Source organism: Rhizobacter sp. P3_C12 (assembly GCF_056402735.1).
In genome coordinates this window covers 1-3487 of sequence record NZ_JBFUGW010000441.1, presented here as the reverse complement: position 1 = coordinate 3487, position 3487 = coordinate 1, and the positions used below count along the sequence as shown (strand labels likewise).

Sequence of the window (3487 nt, the reverse complement as noted above, 5' to 3'; positions counted from 1 at the left end):
GCCCACGGCGCGCTGAACGCGCCGCCCAGCGCCGCGGCCGCAGAGGCCTGCAGCCAGCGCCGCCGGGTCCAGTTGCCGCGGCTCACAGCGACTCCACGAAGCGCACCAGCGCCGCGCGCTCGGCCGCCGTCATCTTCAGCACCTGGCGCCGGCTCGCATCGGCCTCGCCGCCATGCCACAGCACCGCTTCGAGCACGCCGCGCGCACGGCCGTCGTGCAGCAGCTGCTGGTGATCGTTGACGTCGCGGATCAGCCCCACGCCCCACAGCGGCGGCGTGCGCCACTGGCGGCCGTCGGCCCCGAAATCGGGCCGCCCGTCGGCCAGGCCCTCGCCCATGTCGTGCAGCAGCAGGTCGGTGTACGGCCAGATCGTCTGGCCCTTCAGCGCCGGGCTCGCGAAGGCCGGCAGCGGGCTCTCGCCGGTGACATAGCTCGGCCGGTGGCAGGCGGCGCACAGCGCCTGCTCGAACAGCGCGCGGCCGCGCTTCACCTGCGCATCGCCCGGGTTGCGGCGCGCCGGCGGCGCGAGGCTCGCCTGGTAGAACACCACGTCGCCGAGCGTGCGGTCGTCGATCTCCGGCACTTCGCCCTTCGCGCCGCGCGGCGCGGCGCGGCAGTCGTCCTGCGTGAAGGTGCACGACTCCTCGGGGAAGCGGCTCGACGTGATGYCGATGTCGCCGACGAAGGCCGCGGCGGTCTGGTGCGCGAGCGTCGCGACATTGGCCTTCCAGCCGAAGCGGCCGGGCATCATGCGTTGCTCGAACGCGTCCCAGACCTGGTTGGGCCGGCCCTTGACCGGGCCCGGCGCCGCGGCCTGGCGCGTCGCGTTGTCGAGGATCTCCTGCGCGGGGATGGCTTCGAGCAGCCCCACGCCGATCAGCTGCGACGCAAGGCGCGGGCTGAGCTGCAGGTCTTTCGACGCCGGCCCGTACGCGAGGCCGGCCAGCCCGAAGCGCGGCTGCCGCAGCGTGTAGCGCGTGCCGTCGGCGAAGCGGCCGTGCAGCGTGCGCACCTGCATCGTGATGCGGCCCTCGACGCGCACGCCCGGCACCGCCAGCGTGCGCAGCTGGTCGCCGTAGATCGGGTCGGGCCGCGGGCCGCCGTGCGGGCCCTCGCCGGGGATCGACAGGCGCAGCAGCAGCGCCACCGGCGGCTCGCCGCGCGCATCGAGCGGCTTCGTGTAGTCGGGCGGCGCGCCGCGGCCGCTCTGCACGTGGCAGCCGCCGCACGAGCGTGCGATGAAGTGCGGCCCGAGCCCGTCGCGCGCTGCGGTCGACGAYGGCGCTTCGACCCAGTTGCGCCGGAAGAACGAGTTGCCGACCGCGAAGCGCGTGCGCTCGTCGTCGCTCAGGTTCGCGGCGGCGAACGAGAACGCATTGCGGCCGGTCGCGGCGACGGTGGTCGCGCCGCCGGTCTGCTCGTCGGGCGTCAGCGCATCGTCGGCGGGCGCGGCGTGCAGCAGCGCCGCGTTCGCGCCGAGGGCGGCCGCGAGCAGCCCGAGCTGGAGCCGCCTCACGGCTTCACCATGTTCAGCCGCGTGATGCCGATCGCGTTGGCGGCCGCGCCCAGTTCACGCGCCTGCGCGAGCACGCTGTCGATGGTCGCGCGCACCCGCATCGGCCCGGGGGCGCTGCGGCTGCCGATGATCTCGCGGTCGAACGGCGGGTGGATCGCCTGCGCCGCGGCGATCGACGCGGCGATCTGCCGCGAGGTGCGCTCGGCCTGCGCCGCATCCTTCGCCGCCACCAGGTCGCGCAGCGACGGGCCTTGCAGCAGGCTGCCGTCGCGCCGCCTGAAGCGGCCCAGCCAGACGTTCTCGATGCCCAGCGCGTTGTTGACGATGTCGCGGTGCGTGTTGTCGGAGAAGCAGGACTGTTCGTCCTCCTGGTCCTGCGTGTTCAGCGCGACCTCCATGCGCTCGCCGGCCAGCTCGGCCCGCGACAGTGCGCCGATGCCGATGACGATGCGCCGCACCGATTCGACGCCGCCGCGCTCGAACTTCGCGCGGTAGTTCGCCTTCGTGTCGGGCGCCCACGCGGCGATCAGGTAACGCAGATCGTCGATCAGCAGGCCGGTGACGGCCGCGAGGTACTGGCGGCGGCGATCGGCATGCCGCCCCTTGCCATCGACGTAGTCCTCGAACGGGCGCTCGCCGGGGCCGGTCTCGCTGAGGTCTTGCCCCCACAGCAGGAACTCGATCGCATGCCAGCCGGTGGAGACGTTCTCGAGCCCGCCGCGGATGTTGGCCGCGGCCAGCGCCGCCTTCGTCAGCGGCGCCTTCGGGTTGTTGATGAGGCCGGCGTCGGGCCGGTCGCGCACGGAGTCGATGTACGACTCGTCGACCGGCCAGGTGTTCATGCGCTGCTCCGGCCCCTTGCCGTCGTCGACCGGGCCGGCGTAGAAGCGGAAGGCCTCGGTCTGGCCGTACCACTCGCGGGCGTCGAGCCAGGCGGTGCGGGCGGCCTTCAGCGTGGCGGCCGAGGGCTGCGCGAGGAAGGCGGCGATGGCCTGCTGCATCGCGAGGGCGGCGGCCAGGCTGTCGCTGTAGGAGGCATGGACGAGCACCGCGTAGTGACGGACCACGCCGTCAACCTCGGTGGTCGCGCCTGCCTGCGCCGGCCACACCATCGCTCCCAGCCCCGCGGCCACGGCGTGCAGCATCTCGCGCTTGTTCATCTTGTGCTTGTTCGGGGCCTGGGCGTTGCAATATAGACCACGCATCGCCCTCTGGACATGCTTCATGTCGGGGGATGTCGGCGTGTGAAAGACCCTGCGCCAGCGTACGTTCCGGCGCGCGTGTCTGATGTCGCCCTGCGATGCCTCGCTGCATCGGCTCCGACTTCGATTCCATGAACAACAAGACTTCCCACCGGCCTGTCAGGGCAGCGCCGGCCGCCGCGCGTCCGGTCGACGCCGATGCTGCGCTGGCGCAGGGCCGGGCGCTGCACGCCCAGGGCCGACTGAGCGAGGCCTTCTCGCTGTACCAGGCCGCGCTGTCCGCCCAGCCCGAGAACCCCGAGGCCCTGCACCTGCTCGGCGTGGCCTACCTGGGCCTGCGCCAGCCGGCGCTCGGCATCGCCTTCGTGCGGCGCGCGATCGCCCGCCGACCCGATGYCGCCGACTACCGGATGAACCTCGCGACCGCGCTGCTGCAACTCGGCCAGGCGCCCGAAGCGCTCGCCGAGATGCAGCGCGCCTGCGAGCTGCGGCCCGACGATGCGCAGGGCCTGGCGATGCTCGGCGGGCTGTGCGTGCAGCTGGAGCGCTTCGACGAGGCCGAGCGCCGCTATGCCGCCGCGCTGGCGCTGCAACCGGACCAGGCCACCTGGCACGAGGCGCTGGCCCGGCTGCGCTACCTGCGCTGGGCGATGCCCGAGGCAGTGCACGAGGCGCAGCGCGCACTGGCGCTGGCGCCGCGCATCGCCGAGCGCTTGAACATGGGCTTTGCGCCGGCCATATCGCCGGCCCTGCCGGCCCTGCCGGCCCC

3 protein-coding genes are annotated in these 3487 nt (G+C 73.5%); 1 reads left to right on the top strand and 2 read right to left on the bottom strand.

Going from position 1 to position 3487, the window contains the following annotated elements; genetic code table 11:
- Window positions 1–82: 82 nt before the first annotated feature.
- Window positions 83–1516: a di-heme oxidoreductase family protein gene (locus AC1DXV_RS32810; RefSeq protein WP_477937679.1), complete on the bottom strand. Its 1434-nt coding sequence runs from the start codon at window positions 1514–1516 to the stop codon at window positions 83–85.
- On the bottom strand, window positions 1513–2676 hold the full coding sequence (locus AC1DXV_RS32805; RefSeq protein WP_477937677.1) for an imelysin family protein: 1164 nt from the start codon (window positions 2674–2676) through the stop codon (window positions 1513–1515). Before AC1DXV_RS32805 ends, AC1DXV_RS32810 begins: the two co-directional genes overlap by 4 nt.
- A 173-nt stretch (window positions 2677–2849) precedes the next feature.
- On the opposite strand from AC1DXV_RS32805, the gene AC1DXV_RS32800 reads away from it, so the two are divergent.
- On the top strand, window positions 2850–3487 hold a 638-nt coding region (locus AC1DXV_RS32800; RefSeq protein ID WP_477937675.1), incomplete at its 3' end, for a tetratricopeptide repeat protein.